Raw genomic sequence first — 22,197 nt, 5'->3', positions numbered from 1 at the left:
TTGACCACAGCGGACATCACCGCGGCGACCTCGGCGTCGTCGGCGAGGACGGTGCCGAGGGGCCTGGTCCCGGCGAGCGTCGTGCTCGGCGGCACCCTGCTCTCGTTGATCGGCCTGACCTGGGACATCCAGTGGCACAGCGACGTCGGGCCGGACACGTTCTTCACGATGCCGCACCTGTTCCTGTACGCGGGCAGCGCGATCTCCGGCCTCGCGAGCCTCGCCGTCGTGCTGCTGACGACCGCGAACGCCAAGCGGGACAGGGAGGTCGACCCGCTGGTCGGCGGCAGGGCGGTCGCCGTCCTCGGCCGCACGTTCGCCGCGCCCGTCGGCTACCTGGTCTCCGGTACCGGCGCCGCGCTGTTCCTGGTCTACGGCCTGTGGGACCAGTGGTGGCACGGCCTGTACGGGTTCGACGCGGTGATCGACTCACCGCCGCACATCGGCCTGCTGCTGTCGATCTCGATCACCATGGTCGGCGCGGTCATGATCTTCGCGGTCGCCCGTGACCGGGGCTGGGGCGTCTACGGCGTCGCGGGCGCGGCGGGCACGCTGCTCGCGTTCAGCATGGTCACCGTGCTCGGGTTGCGCGCGTTGCCGGGCGGCCCGGTGAACACGGTGAACGCCGGCAGCGCGTTCTTCTCGGTGATGATCCTGTTCATGGGCGCCCACGTGCTCAACCGCCGGGGTGGCGCGCTCGCCGTCGGTGTCGTCGTGGCCGTGCTGCAGGCCGTGTTCTGGTGGTTCTCGCCGTGGGCCACCGAGGTCTACGCCGACGCCACCGGCCTGCCGTTGCGCGACTACGTCGACGGCGTTCCCGGGCTGCCGAACATGATCCCGATGAGCCTGGTCCTCGTCGCGGTCGTCGTGGAACTGCTGCGCGGCCTGCCCGCGTGGGCCACGGGCGCGGCCGGCGGCGTGATCATCACGGCCCTCGCGCCGGTCCAGCGGATGATCACCTACGGCGCGGGCTTCCCGAACGCCGAGCGCTACGTCGCCACCGTCGTCGCGGGTGCCGTGTTCGGCGCACTGGCCGGGATGCTCGGCCGGCGGTTCGGTCACATGCTCCGTCACCTCGCACCAGCAAAGGAAGACCGCCATGCGTAAGACCCTGCTGGCACTCGCGGGCACGGCCGCGCTGCTGTTCGGGCTCACCAGTCCCGCGCTGGCGTTCGAACCCGTCAACGTCGTGCACACGGAGAAGGTGCAGGCCGGACCGTACGACCTGACGATCGGCTTCAGCACGTGGCCGGTGAAGGCCATGCAGTCGCTCGACTTCACCTTCGCCCCGGAGAACGGCGTCGACGGCAAGAAGGGCACGCTCACCCTGTTCCGGGAGGGCGTCGAGGCCGACGACAGCCCGCTCGCCCGGCACCCCCGCAAGCGCGAGGTGTGGGGGCTCGACATCTTCGCGTTGCCCGAGCAGGGCAGCTGGTCGATGAAGTTCGACGTCGACGGCCCCGCCGGTCCCGGCTCGGGTGAGCTGAAGAACCTCCAGGTGATGGAACAGCCCGGCCCGCCGATGGGCCTGTCGTGGGCGATCAGCACCATCCCCCTCTTCGGCCTGATCGCGTTGATCGTGATCGCGTGGCGCCGGACGCGGACCGTGGTGGACTGATCCGGTTCGGACTTCACCCGGCCACCTGACCGGGTGAAGTTCCGCCCGAACGGATGTACTGGCTGGATTTGCCGGGCCGAGGTCCGATAGCCAGTTCGCCGTGCGTTTGCCTCACGCGGTTTGGATTGGCGGGCTCTTGGTGCCCGCGTTGCTCGCCGCCACCGGCGTGATCGTCTACGGCGGTGGCATCGAGCGGGACCTGCACGCCGAAGTGCGTGCGGCGCTCGGCAAGGCCGGCTACCACGGCGTCGTCGCCGTCGAGGGCCGGTCGGTCGTGGTCAGCGAAGTAGCGCCGCGCTCGGTCGACGCCGTGCGCGCGGTGGTGTCGGACGTGTCCGGCGTCGGCAGCGCGGACGTGCGGCAGGCCGAACCGGAACAGCTGCTCGTGGCCGTGCGCGGCAGCGAGATCCTGGTGTCCGGCGCGGTCGCGGACGACGCCGAACGGCGCGCGCTGATCGAGGCCGTCCAGACCGACGGCCACCGCGTCACCGCCGCGCTGCGCCTCGGTGGCCTGCTGCCGATCCCCCCGGCCGTGATCGGCAGGGTCGTCACCGCCGCGCTGTCCGCCAAGGTCTCCGAGGTGACCACCACCGTCCACAACGGACAGGTGGTCGTCGCGGCCCGCGTGCCGGACGAGACCAGGGCCGCGGCGGTGCGCGACGCCCTGAAGCAGGCGGCCAACGGCCTGCAGGTCACCGACCGGATCGAGGTGGGCCCGTCCACCAACGCGGGCGACCTGAACGTCGAGGCGTTGCACGACTCGATCTCGCGGCTGGTCAACGGCAACGGCGCCATCCGCTTCGTGCAGGGCACCACCGCCTACGAGGGCCACGGCACCGTGCTCATCCAGCGTGTCGGCCGGATGCTGCTCGTCGCACCCCGGGCCTCGATCACGCTCGTGGCGCACGGCACGGACCCGACGATGGCCCAGACGCGCGGCCAGATGGTGCGCGACGTCCTGGTGGGCCAGGGAGTGTCCCCCGCGTTGATCGCCATCGAGACCCGTCCCGCCCCCGACGGCGAGTACGACCCGGCCACGCGCCAGGTCGACGTCGTAGTCCGTTAGGAGAGTTCCTGTGCTCTGGTTGTTCTCGCAGATGTTCCTGCTGTGCCTGGCGTCCTTCGCCGTCGGCGCGCTGGTGACGTGGCTGTCGGTGCGCGGCCGCCTGCAGCCCGAACGCCCGAAGACCCGCCTCGCCCTGCCCGCCCCGCGCCCGGCCGCCGAGCAGGTCGTGATCGCCGAGCAACCAGCGCCGCGCCAGGAACCGAAGCAGGAACCCCTGCCGGTCAAGGGAAACTCGAAGACGATGGTCTACCACACGCCCGATTCCCCTTATTACCGGCGGATGAAGGGCGACATGACGTTCGGCTCGGAGGCGGAGGCCGTCTCGGCGGGCTATCGCATGTGGACGACCAAGGGCCGTATCAAGGCTGGATGAACGAGGAGGGGCTGCCCGGGCGGGCAGCCCCTCCTCGTCAGAGCGGTCCTACTTCTCGTCGAGCTTCTGCTTGGTCGCCTTGGCGGGAACCTTCCTGCTGGACTTGTCCAGCGAGGTCGCCGCGTCCGAGGACAGGGCGAGGCTCGGTTCCGAGGCGTACGGCGGGGCTTCCGCCAGGATGTACAGCCCGTTGCCGACGTCGGCGAAGATCCGCTGCTCGTTGTTCGCGCCGGCGGCGAACGACACGTCGAACTGCGAGTCCCAGCCGATGTTGGTCCACACCCGCCAGGTCGCGGAACCCGGTTCGGTCTGGCCACCGCGGTGGATCCAGCCGTTGGTGTCGCGTGCCACCACCTCGACGACGTTGAACTTGTTCAGCAACGCCTCGGGGGTGCCGGTGAACTGCAGGGCACCGCTGATGTTCGTCCAGCCCGCGAAGCCCGACGCGCCTTCCTTCAGCGTGTAGAGCTTGTTGTCGTTGGCACGGGCCACCAGCTGCACCTTGCCGTCGGAGAACACGACCGCCGCGGGAGTACCCACGCCGGTGATACCGCCGGCGATCCGGCTGGCACCGAGCGCACCGCCCGCGAACTTCTTGACCGTGATCGCGCCGGTCGGGTCGGTGTAGGCGATCTCGAACCCGTCACCGGACGGCACGATCGTCATCTCGCCGGTCATGGTGTAGGTGTCGGGCGCGGTGGCCTGACGCCACGGCTTGAACTCGCCGTTGACCGCGAACTGCTCGGCGTACCAGAGCTTGTTGTCGCCGTCGACGGCGAACGCGGTGAGCACCTTGTTGGTGCCACGCGCCAGCACCGGCGAGGTGTGCAGTGCGCCCTTGACGTCCTTCTGCGTCCAGGTGAACGTGCCGGAGTTGGCCGCCGGTTCGACGAAGGCCTTCGTCTGGGCGTTGGTGCCGCGCGCCATCACGACGATCTTGTCGTCCTCCTGCTGGGCGAGGGTCGCCCGGCCGGTGAACCCGGTGCTGGACAAGGGGTTGACCTGGAGGGACTCGCTGTTCGACACCTGCTGGAAGTAGTGCTTCACGGAGCCGTTCTCGTCCGCGAAGGCGAGCTCGAACCGCGACTTCTGCGCGTTGTAGATCATCTCGGCCTTGTCGACCCCCGGTGCGGGCGTCTGCGGCGGCGTGATCTTGTCGGGGTTCGTCAGCTTGCACGCGTCGACGTCGACCATGATGTCGTTGACGTCGTTCCAGACGGCGAGCTCCTTCTTGTAGTCGCCCTCCGCGTGGTTGGTGAACACCTTCGCGGTGTTGTCCCAGCGGTACCACCAGATCGCCGTGCCCCACACCGCGTACACGATGTCGCCACCGGGGGAGAGCAGCTGGCGGTAACCGTTCCAGCCGTTGCCCACGTTGCGCGCGTAGTCGATCCAGCGGCGGTTCTTCCAGTCGTAGTGGTAGCGGTAGAGCGTGCCACCCGCGACGTTCGGGTCACGGGCGTAGAGCACGCCGTCACCCGCGGCGAAGACCTGGTCGTACTTGTTCCAGCCGTCGTCGATGATCTGCTTCTGAGTGAGGGTCTTCGTGGTCTCGTCGTAGACGTTGAACTCCAGCTGACCGGTGGCCAGGCCGGCGTACACGTGGTTGTTGCTGTCGACGGTCACGCGGTTGTGGTAGGCGGGCAGGTGCCAGCCACCCCAGTCGGTCGCGATGACGGTGCTGTTCCCGCCGTTCTCCCAGCCGGTTCCGTCGATCCACCGGAACACGCGGAACTCGCCGTCCGGCTCGATCGAGAACTTGTACCCCTTGGCGCCGCCCATGAAGCGGCTGCCGTTCCACCCGCTGCCCACGTGGGTCGGCTTCTCCCAGCTCGTGACCCCGGCCTCCGGCTCGTTGTGGTCACGCCGGTAGAGGTTGTCGTCCGCCTGGGAACCCCAGAGCCGGGCGCTGGTCGCGCACTCGACGTCGGTCGCCGTCTCGCCGGTGCGGCAGTTGTCGATCGCGGGCGCGATCTCGTCCACACCGGTCCAGTTGGTGATCTGGTACTTCCAGTCACCGGTGGCGCTGTTCTCCCAGCGGTCGTACTTGGGCAGGTAGCGGTACCACCAGGTCTCGCCGCCCGGCCAGGTGCCGTAGAGGATGTCGCCGCCGGGCGAGGTGATCTGCTTGTAGCCGTTCCAGCCGAAGCCGACGTTCTTGTCCTGCTGCTTCCACGTCTCGGCGTCGGCGTCGTACTCGAACCGGTAGAGCGTGCCGCCGTTGACGTTCGGGTCACGGGCGTAGAGCACGCCCGCGCCGCCCGCGGTCACGTGGTCGTACTTGTTCCACCCGGTGGCGATCACCTTGCGGGACAGGACGTTCGTGGTCTCGTTGTACCGGTAGAGCGCCAGCTCCCCGGACGCCTCGGCCGCGTAGATGTGGTTCTTGGCGTCGACCGTGACGCGGAAGTGGTACTGCGGGAGGTCCCAGCCGCCCCAGTTGTTCGCGATCAGCTGGCTGATGCCGCCGTTGTCCCAGCCGGTACCGGTCCAGCGGTGCCTGCGCAGCTCGCCGTCGGTCTCGATGAACCAGAGGTAGCCGTTGGGGCCGGCCATGAAGCGTTCGTTCCAGCCCGTGCCGATCCACTCGTCGTACGACCAGCTGTTGATCCCGGCGGCCGGGTTGTTGACCTTGCGCAACCGGAACACGTCGCTGTTCGCCATGCCGACGAAGACGTTGCCGGCGGGCTTGCACATGGCCGTCTCGACGGCGTTGGCGACGTTGCCGCTGCCGGCGAGGATCGGAAGGCCGACGATCCCGAGAATCGCGGCGAGAGAGGCTTGCACCAGCCGTCTCCACGACTGGCGCGCAGGTCTACCCATAGCTGAGGCTCCCCAGATTCCGGACACGCCAAAGCACACGCTCGTCGCGTGTCCGTTCGTTGCTGACATCCCCCAGAGGATGCTGACGGAACGCTTTGTAGCAGACGAAATCCCCGGATGGGAATCCTGCGGACGAACCTCTCATCGGAGGTTCTTCGTTACACGAGGTGACCAGACGCACATCCCTTGTAAAGACGGTGTTAGCCGCTTATGCTCCGGACCGCCTGCATCTGGGGGCCTCACTTCCTGGGGGAAGATCACCATGACCGGCCGGAGAGCCGGGCGCTTCCGCGCGCCCGATACCTGGTTCCTGTCCTCGGTTTGTTGCCCACCGTGACACTCGTCATCGGCGTCGGCGGGCACCCGTGGCAGTGCGGGTGTGCAGGCAGGCACGACGGTCATGAGACCTCCCGCCGCGGCCCTGGGGTGTGACGGCGAAGGTCGTGAACGGCGCGCAGTCGTCCGGGACGTGCTGACGCGGCCGGTGCTCCCGCGCCTCGGGCACGGCCAGGTCGGCCGACGCGCCGGACGGTTCGGGACTGGTCCCGCCTGCCGGGTGGAACACCCGCGGCGACTTCGCGCCGGACTCCTGCTGCGCCGTGTCGATCATCGCGCGGTTGCCCGTGCCCACGTCGATGCCAACCCGTCCTTCGTCCACTCCGCCCTGGTGCAAGCGCTCCGCCGGCGGGCCGTTCGGCGAGTGGTGTGGACCATGCCCGTGGCCTGGTGCGCGCTTCCGTGCGTGATCAAGGGAAGGAGTTTTCCTGTGCGCGCGGGAATCATCGCTTCAGCAGGTCGCGGATCATCTGCGCGATCTCCTGCGGTACCTCTTCCGCCATGAAGTGTCCATAGGGGACGGTCCGGTGGTCGAGGTCCCGCGTCCAGGCGTCCCAGAGCTGCTTCGCGTCGAAGCCGAGTGCCGCGCCCCAGTCCTGTTGCAGCACGGTGACCGGCATGGTGAGACGGTTGCCCGCGTTCCGGTCGGCGGTGTCGTGCTCGACGTCGATCGTGGCCGACGCCCGGTAGTCCGCGACGATCGAGGTGACGGCCTCGCGGCTCGCCCGCAGGTACTCGGCCTTGATCTCGTCGGAGAACGGTGTGGCGCCCCACGCGTCGAGGAAGTGGCCGAAGAACGCGTCGGGACTCGCGCCGATGAGCTGTTCGGGCAGGCCGGGCGGCTGCGCCATGAGGAACAGGTGGAAGCCGACGGCGGCGGACGTGCCGCGCATGACGTCCCACATGTCCAGCGTGGGCAGCACGTCGAGCGATGCGAGGTGGGTGACGTGGTCAGCGTGGTCGAGGGCCGTGCGGAACGCCACCAGGGCGCCCCGGTCGTGGCCCGCCAACGCGAACCTGTCGTGCCCAAGAGCCTTCGCGACGTCGACGACGTCCTGCGCCATCGTCCGCTTGGCGTAGGTCTCGCCGGTGTCCTGGGGCTTGTCGCTGTCGCCGTAGCCGCGCAGGTCGGGCATGATCACGGTGTGGTCGGCGGCCAGGTCGGCGGCGACGTGCCGCCACATGAGGTGGGTCTGCGGGAAGCCGTGCAACAGCACGACGGGCGTCCCGCTGCCGGTCGTGGCCACGTTCAGTTCAACGTTCCCGGAGACCTGAACGCGCTGGTAGTCGAATGCGGTGTGGTTCACGCAGCTACTGTGCGCGGGGCCGATCAGCAACGGATCAGTGAACGGTGAGGTTCGGTGTCCTGGGCCCGCTGACCGCCGGTTCCACCCGCCTGGGCGGCCCGAAACAACGCGCCGTCCTGGCCCGCCTCCTGGTGGCCCGCCGCCGCGTGGTGCCGGTCGACACGATCGTCGCCTCGCTGTGGGAGGACCCGCCGTCCGGCGCTGTAGGCACCGTGCAGACGTTCGTGGGCGCCTTGCGGAAGGCGCTGGAGCCCGACCGTCCACCCAGGACTCCGTCTTCCCTGCTGGTCACGTCGGGCGCCGGGTACGCGTTGCTGGCCTCGGACGTCGACGCGTGGGAGTTCGAGTCGCTGCTCGACGGCGACCTGTCCGCTTTGGACCGGGCGCTGGCTTTGTGGCGGGGCCCGGCCTACGCCGAGTTCGACTTCCCGTGGGCACGCGCCGAAATCGCCCGCCTCTCCGAGCTGCGCCTGCTGGCCGTGGAACGCCGCGCCTCACTCCAGCTGGACCTGGGCCGTTCCGCCGGCGTGGTCGCCGACCTGCGCGCCCACCTGGCCGACCACCCGTGGCGCGAGAAGGCGTGGAGCCTGCTGGCCCTAGCCCTGTACCGCGAGGGCCGCCAGGGCGACGCCTTGGACGCGGTGCGGGAGGCACGTGCCGAGCTCGTCTCGAACCTGGGCGTGGACCCCGGCCCGGAGTTGCGTTCGGTAGAGGCCGACATCCTCGCCCACTCACCCCGCCTGACGTTGCCGTCACCGCTGGTGGGGCGTTCGGCGGAGTTGGCGAGCCTGTACTCCGCCGTCCCCGCGGCAGGCCTCGGCCTGGCCGTCGTGACGGGTGAGGCCGGCGTGGGCAAGACCGCCCTGGCCGAGGCGTTCGCCACCCGCCTGGGCTGGAGGTACGTCTGGGCCCGCTGCCCGGAGGACGCCCCGGTCGCCTGGCCGTGGCAACAGGTGGTGGAGGCACTGGGCTCCAGCCTTGTCCCTGCCGACCGCTTCCAGCTGCGCCGGTCCGTCGTGGCCGCCGTGGAGTCCGCCGCCCCGGTGCTCGTGGTCCTGGACGACCTGCACCAGGCCGACGAAGAAACCCTGGCCGTGCTGGCCGCCTTCACCACAGCCCGCCTCGCCGGCCGAGTCCTGATCGTCGCCACCTCGCGCTCTGCGCTGCCATCGGAGGCCCTCGCCCGCGCCGAACCGGTGCGCGTGGACCTGCACGGCCTGGACGAGGACGCCATCGCCACCCTGATCACCCCGATCGCACCGACCGCCGACGCACGGGCCGTTCGTGACCGCAGCGGCGGCAACCCGTTCTACGCCAAGGAACTGGCCCGCCTCTTCGCCGCCGAGGGAACGCTCGGCGTGCCCGCGGGCGTCCGCGAGGTGATCCGCCACCGCCTGGCCGCACTCCCCGCCCCTGCCGCGACCGTGCTGCGGCAGGCATCGGTGCTGGGCCGGGACATCGACGTGGACCTGCTGAGCGCCGTCGCCGGAGCGGACGTGCTGGACGCACTGGACCTGGCGCTGGCAGCGGGTTTCGTGGTCGAGGAGGCGCCCGGCCACGCCCGCTTCACCCACGCGCTGGTGCGGGACACGGTGTACTCGGACCTCTCCCTGACCCGCCGAGCCCGCTGGCACGCGGCCGCGGCGGCGGCTTTGGAGTCGTCGCGGCCCGCCGAGGCGACGCTGCTCGCCCACCACTACCGGCTGGCAGGTGCTCGGGGCGAGGCGGCGGTGCGGGCACTGGCCGGGGCCGCCTCGGTGACGCGCTCGCCGCGGGAGGCGGTGGGGTTGTGGAGGGCGGCGATCGCGGCGGCGGGGGAGGAGCGGCTCGGGCTGCTGGCCGGGTTGGTGCGGGCGCTGGCGGTCGGCGGGGACCTGGAGGGGGCGCGGGAGCAGAGGTCCGCCGCACTGCGACTGGCCACGGCACGCACACCCATCACCACCACCGGCTTCTCCGGCGCTCCCGCCGACCCGAGCGCGGTGGCCGAGGTCATCGGCTCGTTCGACGTGCCCGGCATCTGGACCACCAACGACGACCCCGCCCACTCCGCCGAACTCGTCGCCGCCGCCCTCCGCACCCTGCCCGCCTTCCCGGAGCCGACCGCCACCCGAGCACGACTCCTGGCCACCATCGCCCTGGAGGATCGCGGCACCGGCCGTCGCCTGCCCGAAGCGACCGAGGCCGAGGCCATCGCCCGCACCCTGGACGACCCGGCCCTGCTGGTGTTCGCCCTCAACGCCCGCTTCATGCACACCTTCCACCGCACCGGCCTGGCCCGGGAGCGTGCCGCCATCGGGCGCGAGCTGGTGGCGTTGGCGGCGGGGCGGCTGACCACCCACGAGGTCCTCGGCCACCTGATCCTCGTGCAGGCCCACTGCGCGTTGGGCGACCTGGTGACCGCCGACGAGCACGCGCGGGCGGCCGACGAGGTGGCTGAGCGCGACGACTTGCCGTTGGTGGGGGTGTTCACCGAGTGGTTCAACGCCCTGAAGCTCGCGGCGGCCGGGGACAAGAGTGGGGCCGACAGGGCTTATCGGGTGGCGGCCGGGCGTGTTGCGGGCACCGGGATGTGGGGGATGGAACGGGGGCTGTTGCCGTTGGCCCTGCTGAGTTTGCACGGACCGTCCGCTGTGGACCTCGACGACGACTGGGGGCCGCACCGGGCGTGGGTGGAGCCACTGGTGTTGCCGGCGGACGAGGCGTTGGCCGCGGTCAGGGCGTTGCCGGACGGGCCCGCTGACCTGTTGGCCGAGGTGCGCGGGTGTTTGCTCGCGATGGCGGCCGATCGGCTGGGGGACGACGGGGTGCGGGCGCGGGCTCGGCGGGTGTTGTCGCCCGCCGCGGGTGAGGTGGTGGCGGGGACCGGGCTGTTCACGTTCGGGGCGGTGGCGGACTACCTCTAGGCGGCCAGGGCGGGGCCGAGCAGGAGGCCGCCGTCGAGCACGAACTCGGCGCCCGTGGCGAAGGCGCCGTCCGGCGAGACCAGGTGCAGGATCAGGGCGGTCACCTCTTCCGGGGTGCCCAGGCGCGGGACGGCGAACGGGGCAGGGGAGTAGAGGTCGCCGATCGGGGGCTGGTCGGCGATCGGTTCGGTGATCAGCGGGGTGGCCACCACTCCCGGGTGGATCGAGTTCACCCGGATGTTGTCGCGGCCCAGTTCGAGGGCGGCGGTGCGGGTCAGGCCGCGCAGGGCCCACTTGCTCGCCACGTACGGTGCGTAACAGGCCTGGCCCACGTTGGCCATGGTCGAGGCGATGTTGATGATCGTGCCGCCGCCGGCCGCGCGCAGGGACGGCGTCGCGTGCTTGATGCCGAGGAACTGGCCGGTCAGGTTCACCGCGAGGGTGCGTTCCCAGGTCGGCAGGGGCGTGTCCTCGATCAGGGCGGCCGGGTGCTGCGCGCCCGCGTTGTTGACCAGCACCGACAGCGGGCCGATCTGCTCGATCGCCGCGATCCAGTCCGGTTCGGACGTCACGTCCAGGCGGACGGCGGAAGCGCGGGGGCCCAGCGAGGAAGCGAACGAGGACGCCGCGTCCAGGTCGCGGGCGGCGATCACCACCTGTGCGCCCGCCGCGTGGAAGCCGCGCACGTGGCTCGCTCCCATTCCGCTCGTCGCGCCGGTGATCAGCACGGTCTGCCCGTCGAAGCGGTTCATGGTGGTTCCTCCCGAGAGTGGTGAGTCGAGTGACTCGCCTCGGAAACGTTAGACAGGGATGCGATGGCGAGTCAAGTGACTCACCTCATGGCACAATGGGGAGGTGCCGACCTACCACGAGCGCATGGCCGAGCAGAAGCGGGCGGCGATCGTCGACGCCGCGACGACGTTGTTCCTGGAGTCCGGGTACGACAAGACGTCGCTCGCGCGCATCGCCGACGCGGCCGAGGTGTCGAAGGCGACGCTGTTCAAGCAGTTCCCGACGAAGGCGGAGTTGTTCGACGCCATCGTCACGGACTACTGGCGCACGGAGGAGGGCGCGCTGACGCCCCCGGCCGGCGACCCGCGCAAGGGGCTGACCGCGCTCGGGCGGCGGTACGTGACGTTGCTGACGCGGCCGGGCATGGTCGCGTTGTTCCGCATCGTGATCGCCGAGGCACCGCGGTTCCCCGAGCTCGGGCAGACGCAGTTCAAGCTCGGCAAGCAACCGTTCTTCGACGCGGTGCGCGACTACCTGGAGCAGGAGCACGACGAGGGCACGCTGGACGTCGCGGATCCGGTGCTCGCGGCGACGCAGTTCCTCGGCATGATCTCCAACTTCGCGTTCTGGCCGCGGATGCTGCTGATGAACTGGTCGCCCTCCGAGAAGGCCATGACCCACGCGGTGGACGAGGCCGTCCACACACTGCTGGCCCGCCACGAGGTCAGAGCGGGATCCGCCGCAAGGCGGGCTTGAGCACCTTGCCCGAACCCGTGCGCGGCAACGACGACACCACCGACACGTGCACCGGGATCTTGTACTTCGCCAGGCGCGGCAACAGGAACTCCCGCAGCGCCGGGACGTCGAACGCGACGCCGTCGTGCGGCCGGACGAACGCGCGACCCACCTCGCCCCAGCGGACGTCCGGCACCCCGACGACCGCCACCTCGGCCACGTCCGGGTGGGCGGAGATCGCGTTCTCGACCTCGGCCGGGTAGACGTTCTCGCCACCCGAGATGAACATGTCCTTCAGGCGGTCGAGGACGTACAGGTGGCCGTCGGCCAGACGGCCGAGGTCGCCGGTGCGGAACCAGCCGTCCGGGGTGAAGGCCGCCGAGGAAGCCGCCGGGTCGTTCCAGTAGCCCGGTGTGACGTTGGGGCCCTGCACCTCGATCTCACCGGACGCAGCGAGCCGGAGGTCGCCGAAGAACACCGGCGGCCCCGCCGAACCCGCCCGCGCCACGCTGTCCCAGGCCTCGAGGAACGTGGCACCGGGCGCGGTCTCGGTGAGCCCGTACCCCTGGCAGAACACCAGGTCCCGGTCCTGGAACGTCCTGATCAGCGAGTCCGGCACCGCGGCCCCGCCGCACAGCAGCACGCGCAACGACGACAGGTCGGCCGAAGGCCACAGCGGTGACGACGCCAGGTCGGCGTACATCGTGGCCACCCCGAACATCCACGTCACACCGCGGCCGGAGATCAGCGACAGGCACTCCGCGACGTCCCAGCGCGGGGTGAGCACGCTGTGCCCTCCCTTCACGAAGGAGGGCAGCAGCGTCTGGGTCAGCGCGGCGACGTGGAACAACGGCGCGGTGACCAGCACGACGTCGTCCGCACGCAGGTCGACGCCGATCATCAGGTTGAACGTGTTCCACAGCAGGTTGGCGTGCGTGAGCATCGCGCCCTTGGGCCTGCCCGTGGTGCCGGACGTGTAGAGGATCAACGCGACGTCGTCCACCGACACCGGTTCGTCCAGCACCTCCTCGGAACCGCGGGACAAGAACTCCTCGTACGACGACAGGGACACGGCGCAAGGGTGCGAGACGACGTGCGACGGCGCGTGCACCAGGACAGCGGCACCGCAGTCGGCCAGCTGGTAGTCGATCTCCGCCGGGCTCAGCCGGAAGTTCAGCGGCACGAAGATCGCGCCCAGCTGGTGCGCGGCGAACATCGTCTCCACGAACGACGGGTGGTTCGGCCCGAGGTACGCGACCCGGTCGCCGTGCCCCACGCCCAGCGACCGCAACTGCCACGCCAGCCTGGTCGTGCGCAGCGCCAGAGCGCCGTACGAGACCGAAACCCCTTCGTACGTCAGGGCTTCACGCTTCGGCGCCATGCGTGCGCGGCGGTGTGGCCAGCTGCCCAGTCCCGCGTTCCGCATCCCCGTCTCCCGTCAGGCTGGTCCGGCTGGTCTCCCGCAACGCCACCGTGCACACGACCGTGAGCACGCAGAACCCCGCCAGGATGACCGGGATCGCGCCCACCCCCGCCGACCGCTGCACCTGTGCGAACAGCAACGGCGCGAGTCCCGCGCCCAGTCCCGCGAGCTGGTAGCCGAGTGACGCGCCGGTGTACCGGCTGCCGGTGTTGAACAGCTCGCTGTACAGCGCGGCCAACGGCCCGTACATCATCGGGTGGATCACCGCCTGGCCGAGCACCAGGGCGATCACCACGAAACCGTTGTCCACCAACGGGAACAACGCGAACCCGAACGCCGCCATCAGCACCGCGCCCGCCAGCACGACGGGGCGTCGCCCGAACCGGTCGGACGCCGCCGACCAGCCGATGATCCCGACCACCGCGAGTGCCGACGACAACGTCAGCGCGTTCAGGATCGTCTGCCGGCTCTCCCCGGCCTGCACGCCGTAGGCCAGCACGAACGTCGTCAGCGTCGACTGCGCGACGAACGCCGCGAGCCCGACGCCGATGCCGAGCGCCAGCGTGCGCGGGTGGTTGCGCAGCACGTCGAGCAACGGCAGCGAACCCCGCCGGCGCGACGCCTGGAACACCGGCGTCTCCTCGACCTTGAGCCGCACGAACAGGCCGACGCCCAGCAGCACGATGCTCAGCAGGAACGGCACCCGCCAGCCCCACTCCAGAAACGCCTGCTCGCCGACCAGCGCGGCCGTGCCGGTCAACGCCAGGGTCGACAGCACCATGCCGGACGGCGCGCCCGCGTTGGTGAAGCTCGCCCACAGACCGCGCCGCGACGTGGCGTGCTCGGCGGACATCAGCACCGCGCCGCCCCACTCGCCGCCGACGGAGACGCCCTGCACGACCCGCAGCAGGACCAGCCCGGCCGGGGCGAGCCAGCCCGCCTGCGCGTACGTCGGCAGCAGGCCGATCAGGAAGCTCGCCACACCCATCAGGCTCATGGTCAGCACGAGCATCTTCTTGCGCCCCAGCAGGTCACCGAAGTGTCCGAAGAGGACTCCGCCGAGCGGCCGGGCGAGGTAGCCGGTGGCGAACGTGCCGAAGCTCGCGATCGTGCCGACCAGCGGGTCGAGCGACGAGAAGAACACCTTGTTGAACACGATCGCGGAGGCGGTGGCGTAGAGCAGGAAGTCGTAGTACTCGATCACGCTGCCGAGGTAGCTCGACGCGACGGCACGGCGTAACTGCGTTGTTGGCGCCATGACTTCACCCTCATGTGTAGTGGCGGTAGACGGCACGAGCGACGCAAGCGGGCTTCGCGGAGCCCTCGATCTCGACGGTGAAGTCGACGGTGAGCTGCACGCCGTCGCCTGCCACGTCCTCGACGGTGTCGACCCGGCCGGCCAGCCGGATCTTGGCGCCGACCGGGACGGGAGCGGGGAACCGCACCTTGTCCAGGCCGTAGTTGAGGCTCATCCGCACCCCGGAGACGTCCAGCAGTTCGGTCATCAACGGGATGAGCAGCGCCAGGGTCAGGTAGCCGTGCGCGATCGTGCCGCCGAACGGCCCGGCGGCGGCACGTTCCGGATCGACGTGGATCCACTGGTGGTCGTCGGTGGCGGCGGCGAACGTGTCGACCCGGACCTGGTCGATCTGGAGCCAGTCGGTGTGGCCGAGACTCTTGCCCGCCAGGGCTTTCAGCTCTGCGGTTCCCTGCACGGAGATGGTCACGCGTCCTCCTTCACGAGGCCGAGCAAGCGGGCGGCGTTGAGCTTGAGGATCTTGGGGCGCACGTCGTCGGAGAGGTCGAGCTTCGCGAAGTCGGCGAGCCAGCGGTCCGGGGTGATCACCGGGTGGTCCGAGCCGAACAACACCTTGTCCTGCAGCAAGGTGTTCGCGTATCGCACGAGCTGCGGCGGGAAGTACTTCGGCGACCAGCCGGACAGGTCGATGTACACGAACGGCTTGTGCGTCGCGACGGCCAGAGCCTCGTCCTGCCAGGGGAACGACGGGTGCGCGAGGACTATCCGCAGGTGCGGGAAGTCCACGGCCACGTCGTCCACCAGCATCGGGTTGGAGTGCCGCAACCTGATCCCGCCGCCGCCGGGCACCCCGGCGCCGATCCCGGTCTGTCCACTGTGGAACAGCGCGGGTACGCCGAGTTCCTCGATCACCTCGTACAGCGGGTACGCCATCCGGTCGTCCGGCGAGAAGTCCTGCAGGCTCGGGTGGAACTTGAACCCGCGCACGCCGTGCTCCTCGACCAGCCTGCGGGCCTCGCGGACGGCGGCGCGGCCCTTCCACGGGTCGACGCTCGCGAACGGGATCAGCACGTCGGCGTGCTCCGCGCAGGACGCGGCGACCTCCTCGTTGGAGATCCGGGGGTGACCGGTGGCGTGCTCCGCGTCGACCGTGAAGATCACCGCGGCCATGTTCCGCTCGCGGTAGATCTCCGCGGTCTCGGCGATCGTCGGCTGCCGGTGCGCGGTCCTGAAGTACTTGGCGGACGCCTCGACCAGCGCGGGGGACAACGAACTGTGGCCGTCACGCGAGATCTCCGCGTGCGTGTGGACGTCGATCGCGACCAGGTCCTCCACGTTCATCCGGGGAACGTTCACGGCGCCACCGGTGCCGGGATGCCGTAGGGCTCGGGCTCGAACTCCGCGAAGCCCGCCGCGATCCCGTCGGCGGTCCAGCCGCCGTCGGCGAACTGGACCTGCTTCTCGGCGGGGTGCGACCAGAGCGCGAGCCGGTCGCCGCCGATGCCGATCGCCTGCCCGGTCACACCTTTCGCCGCGTCCGAGGCCAGGTAGACGATCAACGAGGCGGCGTCCTCGACCGTGCCGAGACCCTCGTCGCGCCGCAGCCACGCCGGCAACGGCTCCCCGGTCCGTTCGGACTCCTCGATCAGCGGCGCGAAAGCGGGGATCGTCCTGGTCATCTCGGTCGCGGCGACCGGCACGATCGCGTTCACGGCGATGTCGGAGCGGGCGAGCTCCAACGCCCAGGTCCTCGCCATGGCGGCGATTCCGGCCTTCGCGGCCGCGTAGTTGGTCTGCCCGAAGTTGCCGCGCTGACCGGCGGGGGAGGAGACCAGCACGAGACTGCCGCCGGTGCCCTGCTCGCGCATCCGGACCGCCGCCGCGCGGGCGCAGGTGAACGTGCCGCGCAGGTGTACGTCGATCACGGCGTCGAAGTCGTCGTCGCTCATCTTCCACAGCACCCGGTCGCGCAGGATTCCCGCGTTGGTGACCAGCACGTCGAGCCGCCCGAACTCCTCGACGGCGGCCGCGACGAGGCGGTCGGCGGTCGAGGCGGGCCCGACCGGCGCGATCACCGCCACGCCCCCGATCTGCTCGGCGAGTTCGGTGACCGACTCGTCCACGTCGTTGACGACGACGCCGGCCCCGTTGCGCGCCAACGCTTCCGCGTACGCCCGGCCCAGCCCGCGCCCGGCTCCGGTGACGATCGCGACCTTTCCCGACAGCATCATGGCACCCAAAGTAGGGCACTATCGTGACGCTCGTCTAGATGTTGCCCAACATGTATCGTGAGCAGCGTGACGCCCCAGTCCTTGATGCTCAACTTCCTGGGTCTGTACGTGTTCGGCCGCGACATCGCGGTCTACTCGGGCAGCGTGATCGACGTGTTCGCGCGCGTGGACGTCTCGGAGGAGGCCGTCCGCTCGACGCTGACCCGGATGACCTCGCGCGGCCTGCTCGCCAAGCACCGCAACGGCCGCAAGGTCTACTTCGGACTGACGCCGCGCGCCACGGAGGTCCTGCGCGACGGCGAGCAGCGCATCTGGCAGCGCGGCGCGGTGAACCGGGACTGGGACGGCACCTGGACGCTCGTCGGGTTCTCGCTGCCGGAGGGGCGCCGCGGCGAACGGCACGACCTGCGCTCGCAGCTGCAGTGGGCGGGCTTCGGACCGGTGCAGAACGGCCTGTGGATCGCGCCGGGCACCCGCGACGTCACCGCGCTGGTCGAGTCGCTCGCGGAGAACGTCACGGTCTTCACCGCGCAGCACGCGAAGCCGACCGAAGCCTCCGACCTGGCGCGCCGCGCGTTCGACACGGCCGCGATCGGTGCCCGCTACCAGGACTTCCTCGCCCGCTGGCGCAATCCGCTCGACGCGCCGGACGACCTCGCCCGCCAGCTCCTGCTGCACTGCGACTGGCTCGACCTCGTCCGCCAGGACCCGCACCTGCCCGCCGAACTGCTGGACCGCGACTGGCCGGCGATCGAGGCCGAGCAGCTGTTCCAGGCCCTCGCCACCCGCTACGCCGAAACCGCCACCCCGATCGCGGAGGGCGTCATCGAGTCGATCGCTGCTAGCTAGCTCACAGCGCAAACCAGGGGATAGCGCTAACTAGAAGTTAGTGCAATGCTCTCGGGCACCAGTCCAGTGGAAGGTGTCCGAGATGCTCAACCGTCGTTCGCTCATCACGCAGGGCAGCACCGCCGCGTTCGGTGCGATGGCGCTGGCCGCCGTCACCGGTGGCGTCGCCGAAGCAGCGGCCCCGGCGGGCTACTCGCCGTGGACGCCCCTGCCCGACCCGGCCACCACGCCGGTGCCGAACCCGCCGCCGGCCAAGGACCTGACCAGGGAGGAACGCGAGAACCTCAGGACGTTCGACGAACTCGACTTCGACGTCTTCAGCCACGAGAAGTGGGCGCGGCTGGGAGAGAGCCACGCCCGCAACATCCGCGTGCACTGGCCCGACGGCCACTACACCGACGGCATCGACAAGCACGTCGAGGACCTCAAGGCGCTCTTCGTGTGGGCGCCCGACACCCGCATCGAGTCGCACTACCTGCGGGTCGCGAACGGTGGGCTGACGGCGGTGGCGGGCGTCATGCTGGGCACGTTCACGCGGCCGATGCCGGACGGGAAGGGCGGGTTCATCGCACCGACCGGCAGGAAGTACGCGATCAACATGGCCACGATCGGGCTGTGGAACCGGCGCGGCACGATGGACGAGGAGTTCCTGTTCTGGGACAACCAGGCGTTCTACGCGCAGATCGGCCTCGGCTGACGGACGGACGCGCCCGTGGTGCACCGGCACCACGGGCGCGTCACCTGTCAGGACGTGCAGACCGAGGCGGTCCTGCGGCAGGCGACGGAGGCCTTGTTCCGGTGTTCGTGGTCGATCAGCTGGATGTTGGCCTGGTGGATGCCACCCGCGACGGTCGTGCCCAGGGAGACGTCCCCGACGGGCGTGCTGGCGCACTGCGGGTCCAGCGTGGCCGGGCCGGCCACCCGCGTGTTGCCCTGGTAACCGGCGAAGGCGCCCTCCACGCACTCGCCGGACTTGACCGACAGGTACTGGTTCGTGAGCATGACCGTCCTCCCGGACGACGACCACGCGATGGTGCCGGTGAGCCGGCCGACGATCACGCCGGAGCTGTGCTTCACCACGACGTCGAACGAGGACGGCGCCGCGCTGGCCGTTCCCGCGGTCGTGGCGGCGAGCAGCGCCGCGGCCCCCAGGGCGAGTCCGGCTCGTTTCAGGATGCGCATCAAGGTTGTTCCTCTCCACTGGCCGACCCCCTGCCGGCCGTCTCCATGACGCGCAGCCGCCGTCACCGTTTCGTCCTCGTTCCGTCCTCACCACCGCTGACCTGCGGCTGGGCGAGCCGTTCCTGGAGCCGGACGTGCCGGAACTGGTAGACCGCGCCGACCTGCCGGAGCACGCCGCGGCGGTGGGCGTCGTCGAGGAACGTCAGGAACCGCCACGGAACGCGGCCCCTCGCGGCGAGCCAGCAGACCGCGGGACCGAGCGATCCGGACGCCCTGGCGAACCAGACGCTCAGCCCCACCGAGAGCCCGAACAGCCCGCCCGCGAGGCACGCCTGCGCGACGCTGCGGGTCGGTTCGAAGACCTGGCCTCCGATGAGCGCACCCGCGACGGCGTAGGCGAGACCGCCGGGACGGGGGATCAGGAACCAGCCGAGCAGACCCGCGGCCAGCCCGCCCGCCACGCCCAGGACCACGTCGAAGCGGCCGTTCAGGATCTCGGTCGTGGGATCGTCCGGGGTCAGCAGCAGCGCCAGCGTGAAGAACAGGCTGAGCGACACCGCGAACGACGCGGTCAGGGAGAGCGCCGCCCTGCGGTCGTCGCGCAGCACGGTGCCGGGGCTGGAGACGCGGTTCGCGTCGAGCGGGGTGTCGAGCCACACGTGCACCCCGACGGCCAGGCCGAACACCGCCGAGATCAGGCAGGCCACCCACACCGGGAGGGACCAGCCGAACCCGAGGCTGACCCCGATCACCGCGCCGATGGCGAACCGCCGGGCGAACCCGGCCGCGGTGCCCGCGAACCTCGCCTCGACCCGCAGCGGACCCGGCCGGCGCATCGCCCGGTGCGTGATGAACCCGGCGGCGCCGAACGAGACGCCGTAGACGACCCCGATCGCGGGGCCGGCCGCGAACCAGCCGGTGAGCGTGAACAGCACCGCGGGCGGCAGTCCCAGCAGCAGGCCCGCGATCGTCGGCGGCACCGCGCGGTCGAGCCGCCACCAGGCGAAGTCGTGCGTGCCGCCCAGGTGGCGGGCGAGGAAACCGAGCCAGCGCCGTGCGTCGGTGAGGTCGTAGTGGCGCGCTCGGGTGGCGCTGCCGGGCGGAACCGGGCGGTCGCTGTAGACGGCGGGCAGGTACGCGTCGAGCAGGTGCCGTTCGACCGCCGCCCGGTCGGGGAACCGCGTGGTGTCGCACAGCTCGCCGGGATCGCTCGCGGGATCGCGGTAGGCGGTCTGGGCCAGGTCGACCATCAACGGCGTGCGCAACGCCCGCGCGAGCGCGCTCGAAGGTTCCCGCCGCAGCGCCTGCACCACCGGCTGCCACCGCGTCTCGCCGGTCCGCCGTCGCGCGGTGAGGAAGTCGATCGCGTCCTGCGCGCGCACGGGTTCGATCTCCACCACGGCGGCACGGAGCAGGAACGCGCCCTCCTCCCGCACCGCCGCCTCGTACTCGTCGCCCCGGCAGGTCAGCACGAGTGGCCGTCCACCCGCGACGGCCCTGTCGATGGCGTCGATCGCGGCCGTGTGCAGGCCCGGCGGCGTCTCGTCGAGGCCGTCGAGCACCGGCATGACCCGCCCCTCGAGCACCAGCCGCAACGCCGCGTCCCGCCCGTACGTGCCGGCGTTGCCGAGTCCGGGGTGCTCCTCGACCAACCGGCGGGCCAGCCACGCGTGCAGGTGCTCGGTATGCGGGTTCCACGACGTCAGGGACAACAGCACCGGCACCGGTTCACCCGGCCGGGGGTCCGCGAGCAGCCCGAGCGTCAGCAGGATCGCCAGCACCGACTTGCCCGCTCCCGGCTCGCCGAGCACCACGAGCTGACGTGCCGGGATCTTGCGCAACGACTCGACGACGTCGGTGAGGTCACCGCTCAGCTCCAGCCGTTCCGGCACCTCGCCCGGCCGCGTGCCCAGCACCGACGAGGCCGCGGCGGCCACCTCCCGCGCGGTGCTCGCCCACGTCAGCGGCACGGGACGCGGCCGGTCGAGCGACCGGAGCTCGACCTCGGCCGTCCACTGCCTGCCGATCGCCGCCGCGAGTTCCGCCGCGGCCCGGTCGAGTTCGCCGGGCCTCGCGAACCCGTCGGCGTCCGCAGGGCGCGCGGGAGGTCGCGTCTCACCGCGCAGCACGCGTTCGTGCAGGTCCCGGATCTCCTGGCCGGGGTCGAGGCCGAGCTCCTCCGCCAGGGTCGTCCGCAGCCTCTCGAACACCAGCAGCGCGTCGGCCTGCCGTTCGCAGCGGTCGAGGGCGAGCATCAGCTGCCCGTGCACCCGCTCCCGCAAGGGGTTCTCGGCGGCGACCTCGGCCAGCTCGTCGACGACCTGCCGGTGCTGGCCCAGCGCGAGCTGCCAGTCGACGCAGGCCTCGAACGCGTCCAGCCGCTGTTCGTCCAGCCGCGCGGCCCGGCCGTCGAGCGCACTCGCGCCCAGCCCGCTGAGCGCCGGTCCGCGCCACAGCCGCAACGCCGCCCGCATCTCGGTCACGGCCTCGCGCGCGGCACCGCGTTCCCCGGCCTGCCGCGCCCGCGCCACCAAGGCGGTGAAGCGCAGCAGGTCGAGGTCGTCCTCGCCGACCACGACGCGGTAACCGGGACCGTCGGTCACGATGATCCGCTGGCCGGTGTCGCCGAGGCGGTCGCGCAGCGCGGAGACGCAGTTCTGGACCTGCTTGGTGGCGGTGGCGGGTGGTTCGCCGTCCCAGGTCGCCTCGACCAGCCTGCCGATCGTCACCACGGCGTTCGGTGTCAGCAGCAGCGCGGCCAGCACCCGCTGGTGCCTGCTGCCCGGCAGAGCGAGCCTCGTTCCCCCGTCCCACACCTGCAACGGCCCGAGCACGCGAAAGTCCACGCGGACCACCCCCCCGCCTGGAAGATACCGAGATCACCCGTCTCAATCGGGTGGGGTTCCGGGCTCCTCGGGACGGTGTGCCCGGGCCGGGGTGTCACGCCACCGCCGTCGCCTCCATTTCGACCATCAACTCCGGCAGGGCCAGCCTGCTCACGCCCAGCATCGTGGTCGGCGGTGAGACGCGGGCCTGCCCGAGCCGGGCGGCCAGCACCCCGTAGTGCTGGAACAGCACGTCGACGTCGGTCGTGTAGACGTTCAGCCGCACCAGGTTCGCGAGCGACATGCCGGCCTCGGCCAGCACCGCCTCGAGGTTGTCGAGGCTCAGCGACACCTGCGCTGCCATGTCGCCGGTGTGCTCGGGCTTGCCCTCGGCGTTCATCGCGGTCTGCCCGGCGCAGTACAGCGTGCGGGTCTGGCCGGTGACGACCTCGCCCTGGTGGTAGCCCAGCTGCGCCGACCACGGCCACGGGTTGACCGGCGTTCGTTCCACTGCCACAACGGCTCCTTCTTCTTGG

At 70.8% G+C, this 22,197-nt stretch carries 20 protein-coding genes; 8 read left to right on the top strand and 12 right to left on the bottom strand.

All coding sequences use genetic code 11. The features are described from left to right. From QSK25_RS20995 to QSK25_RS20980, 4 genes are all read left to right on the top strand, one after another. Entirely contained in the window at positions 1-1,107 is a 1,107-nt protein-coding gene (locus tag QSK25_RS20995) for a hypothetical protein (protein ID WP_285640499.1), read from the top strand. Then, the gene (locus QSK25_RS20990; RefSeq protein WP_285640498.1) at positions 1,100-1,618 is read left to right on the top strand and encodes a hypothetical protein; all 519 of its coding nucleotides are present in this window, start codon (positions 1,100-1,102) and stop codon (positions 1,616-1,618) included. Before QSK25_RS20995 ends, QSK25_RS20990 begins: the two co-directional genes overlap by 8 nt. A 139-nt stretch (positions 1,619-1,757) precedes the next feature. Continuing rightward, entirely contained in the window at positions 1,758-2,684 is a 927-nt protein-coding gene (locus QSK25_RS20985) for a hypothetical protein (RefSeq protein ID WP_285640497.1), read from the top strand. Between the two features lie 10 nt (positions 2,685-2,694). Then, the gene (locus tag QSK25_RS20980; protein WP_285640496.1) at positions 2,695-3,057 is read left to right on the top strand and encodes a sunset domain-containing protein; all 363 of its coding nucleotides are present in this window, start codon (positions 2,695-2,697) and stop codon (positions 3,055-3,057) included. Between the two features lie 48 nt (positions 3,058-3,105). On the opposite strand, the gene QSK25_RS20975 is transcribed toward QSK25_RS20980, so the two are convergent. From QSK25_RS20975 to QSK25_RS20965, 3 genes are all read right to left on the bottom strand, one after another. Beyond that, the gene (locus tag QSK25_RS20975; RefSeq protein WP_285640494.1) at positions 3,106-5,844 is read right to left on the bottom strand and encodes a tachylectin-related carbohydrate-binding protein; all 2,739 of its coding nucleotides are present in this window, start codon (positions 5,842-5,844) and stop codon (positions 3,106-3,108) included. A gap of 379 nt (positions 5,845-6,223) precedes the next feature. Continuing rightward, positions 6,224-6,538, bottom strand: coding sequence for a hypothetical protein (locus QSK25_RS20970; protein WP_285640492.1), 315 nt, complete (start codon positions 6,536-6,538; stop codon positions 6,224-6,226). A 121-nt stretch (positions 6,539-6,659) separates the two neighbouring features. Further along, positions 6,660-7,523: an alpha/beta fold hydrolase gene (locus QSK25_RS20965; protein WP_285640491.1), complete on the bottom strand. Its 864-nt coding sequence runs from the start codon at positions 7,521-7,523 to the stop codon at positions 6,660-6,662. Positions 7,524-7,567: 44 nt separating this feature from the next. On the opposite strand from QSK25_RS20965, the gene QSK25_RS20960 reads away from it, so the two are divergent. Next, positions 7,568-10,426: an ATP-binding protein gene (locus QSK25_RS20960; protein WP_285640490.1), complete on the top strand. Its 2,859-nt coding sequence runs from the start codon at positions 7,568-7,570 to the stop codon at positions 10,424-10,426. Here the strand turns inward: QSK25_RS20960 and QSK25_RS20955 are convergent. Further along, on the bottom strand, positions 10,423-11,178 hold the full coding sequence (locus tag QSK25_RS20955) for an SDR family NAD(P)-dependent oxidoreductase (protein WP_285640488.1): 756 nt from the start codon (positions 11,176-11,178) through the stop codon (positions 10,423-10,425). The genes QSK25_RS20960 and QSK25_RS20955 overlap by 4 nt on opposite strands. Before the next feature lie 103 nt (positions 11,179-11,281). On the opposite strand from QSK25_RS20955, the gene QSK25_RS20950 reads away from it, so the two are divergent. Then, positions 11,282-11,914: a TetR/AcrR family transcriptional regulator gene (locus QSK25_RS20950; RefSeq protein ID WP_285640486.1), complete on the top strand. Its 633-nt coding sequence runs from the start codon at positions 11,282-11,284 to the stop codon at positions 11,912-11,914. Here QSK25_RS20950 and QSK25_RS20945 read toward each other — a convergent pair. From QSK25_RS20945 to QSK25_RS20925, 5 genes are read right to left on the bottom strand one after another with little or no spacing between them, the layout of a single operon-like run. Beyond that, the gene (locus QSK25_RS20945; RefSeq protein WP_285640484.1) at positions 11,883-13,319 is read right to left on the bottom strand and encodes an acyl-CoA synthetase; all 1,437 of its coding nucleotides are present in this window, start codon (positions 13,317-13,319) and stop codon (positions 11,883-11,885) included. The two genes, QSK25_RS20950 and QSK25_RS20945, sit on opposite strands and share 32 nt — an antisense overlap. Beyond that, a complete protein-coding gene (locus QSK25_RS20940; RefSeq protein WP_285640483.1) occupies positions 13,258-14,574 on the bottom strand; it encodes an MFS transporter in 1,317 nt (438 codons plus the stop codon). Before QSK25_RS20940 ends, QSK25_RS20945 begins: the two co-directional genes overlap by 62 nt. A 10-nt stretch (positions 14,575-14,584) precedes the next feature. Further along, complete coding sequence (locus QSK25_RS20935) at positions 14,585-15,043, bottom strand: MaoC family dehydratase (RefSeq protein ID WP_285640481.1); 459 nt, start codon at positions 15,041-15,043, stop codon at positions 14,585-14,587. Further along, positions 15,040-15,915, bottom strand: a complete 876-nt coding sequence (locus QSK25_RS20930) for an amidohydrolase family protein (protein WP_285640480.1) — start codon at positions 15,913-15,915, stop codon at positions 15,040-15,042. The genes QSK25_RS20935 and QSK25_RS20930 overlap by 4 nt, the downstream gene beginning before the upstream one ends. An 11-nt stretch (positions 15,916-15,926) precedes the next feature. Continuing rightward, positions 15,927-16,805, bottom strand: coding sequence for an SDR family NAD(P)-dependent oxidoreductase (locus tag QSK25_RS20925; RefSeq protein WP_285640479.1), 879 nt, complete (start codon positions 16,803-16,805; stop codon positions 15,927-15,929). 66 nt (positions 16,806-16,871) lie between these two features. On the opposite strand from QSK25_RS20925, the gene QSK25_RS20920 reads away from it, so the two are divergent. Continuing rightward, complete coding sequence (locus QSK25_RS20920) at positions 16,872-17,654, top strand: PaaX family transcriptional regulator (RefSeq protein ID WP_285640478.1); 783 nt, start codon at positions 16,872-16,874, stop codon at positions 17,652-17,654. Positions 17,655-17,736: 82 nt separating this feature from the next. Beyond that, entirely contained in the window at positions 17,737-18,351 is a 615-nt protein-coding gene (locus QSK25_RS20915) for an ester cyclase (protein WP_285640477.1), read from the top strand. A 47-nt stretch (positions 18,352-18,398) separates the two neighbouring features. On the opposite strand, the gene QSK25_RS20910 is transcribed toward QSK25_RS20915, so the two are convergent. The 3 genes from QSK25_RS20910 to QSK25_RS20900 form a co-directional block, all read right to left on the bottom strand. After that, the gene (locus QSK25_RS20910; RefSeq protein WP_285640476.1) at positions 18,399-18,836 is read right to left on the bottom strand and encodes a hypothetical protein; all 438 of its coding nucleotides are present in this window, start codon (positions 18,834-18,836) and stop codon (positions 18,399-18,401) included. Positions 18,837-18,898: 62 nt separating this feature from the next. Further along, complete coding sequence (locus tag QSK25_RS20905; protein ID WP_285640475.1) at positions 18,899-21,682, bottom strand: BTAD domain-containing putative transcriptional regulator; 2,784 nt, start codon at positions 21,680-21,682, stop codon at positions 18,899-18,901. Positions 21,683-21,776: 94 nt separating this feature from the next. Next, positions 21,777-22,172: a RidA family protein gene (locus QSK25_RS20900; protein WP_285640746.1), complete on the bottom strand. Its 396-nt coding sequence runs from the start codon at positions 22,170-22,172 to the stop codon at positions 21,777-21,779. Positions 22,173-22,197 lie beyond the last annotated feature (25 nt).

Origin of the sequence: Lentzea sp. NBRC 102530, assembly GCF_030269365.1 — a bacterium.
In the GTDB taxonomy this organism is placed as follows: domain Bacteria; phylum Actinomycetota; class Actinomycetes; order Mycobacteriales; family Pseudonocardiaceae; genus Lentzea.
This window is presented reverse-complemented; position numbering and strand designations above follow the sequence as displayed.